Source organism: bacterium 336/3, assembly GCA_001281695.1.
In the GTDB taxonomy this organism is placed as follows: Bacteria; Bacteroidota; Bacteroidia; order Cytophagales; family Thermonemataceae; genus Raineya.
The window spans coordinates 1-969 of the sequence record LJIE01000012.1; the positions used below are offsets into that span (position 1 = coordinate 1).

Here is a 969-nt window from a genome sequence, read left to right on the forward strand (position 1 = left end):
TATCCCCGTCTTTAAAGACTATGATGTGATTTTTAGGTATAGGCCCATTTGCTTGTTGCCAAACTAGTCTATGTTTCAAAACATATTTACCTTTTGTGATTCTAACCTCTACATATCCATCTTTGGATATTCGCTCATGCCCATTATAGTTGGTATTGTGTGGCTCGTTGCCCTTTTTGAATCTTGTAGCTTTTGTTTTTTCAATTGCTTCAGGAGTCATATAATCAACTTGTTTTAAGCCTTTATTTTTTGGTATATTACCTTTTTTAAAGGTGGTTGGTTGATAATCTACTTTTCTCAAACCTAAATCATAAGCTATATTTTTTACTACACAAGGTTTTACATTTAGCAATTCTGCAATTTCTTTGTTACTAGTACTGCTATATAGTTTTTCAATAATAGATTTCCTGTGTTCGATTAACTCACTATCTAATCTTTCAATTTTATAGTCTTTAGCCTTTGCAATACCTAGCTGTAATGCTTTATTTTTTACTGAATGGTATGAATGTCCTAATTCAGCAGCCAATGCTCTAGTCTGAGTATTAGGGTATTTTTCTTTCAATACCTCTATTTGTTCGGCTGTCCAAGTTGTTTTCATATCAGTATTTAAAATCTGTCCAGTGTATCAGTTGTAGTTCAAATTCGTTTTTTTCTTAATTAAACAAGAAGCCCATAAAACTCATTATTTCCACATTTAGGACAAAAATATTCCGTAGTAAAATCATCAATTCGCTTCTCAGATTTTTCTTCCATTTTTCCTTGCCATTTGCACTTTTTATTGCTACATTGATATCTTAAAGGAGTTTCACCTATTTTTGTATACTTTCTTTTTGCTGCCATTTTTTTTTCAATATTTAAAATCTGTCCAGTGAACTAGTTGTCTTTTTAATCGTTGCTTTCCAAAAACTTTAATAGGGAAAAAGAAGTCTATAAAGCCCAATTCATTATCAAAACCATCTCTCCTTATAA

2 protein-coding genes are annotated in these 969 nt (G+C 31.1%); both read right to left on the bottom strand.

Annotation, left to right across the window (positions count from 1 at the left end; genetic code table 11):
* The coding region (locus tag AD998_21925; protein KOY84265.1) for a hypothetical protein at nucleotides 1-598 on the bottom strand (598 nt) is incomplete at its 3' end.
* A 59-nt stretch (nucleotides 599-657) separates the two neighbouring features.
* Nucleotides 658-840, bottom strand: a complete 183-nt coding sequence (locus AD998_21930; protein ID KOY84266.1) for a hypothetical protein — start codon at nucleotides 838-840, stop codon at nucleotides 658-660.
* Between the last annotated feature and the right edge of the window lie 129 nt (nucleotides 841-969).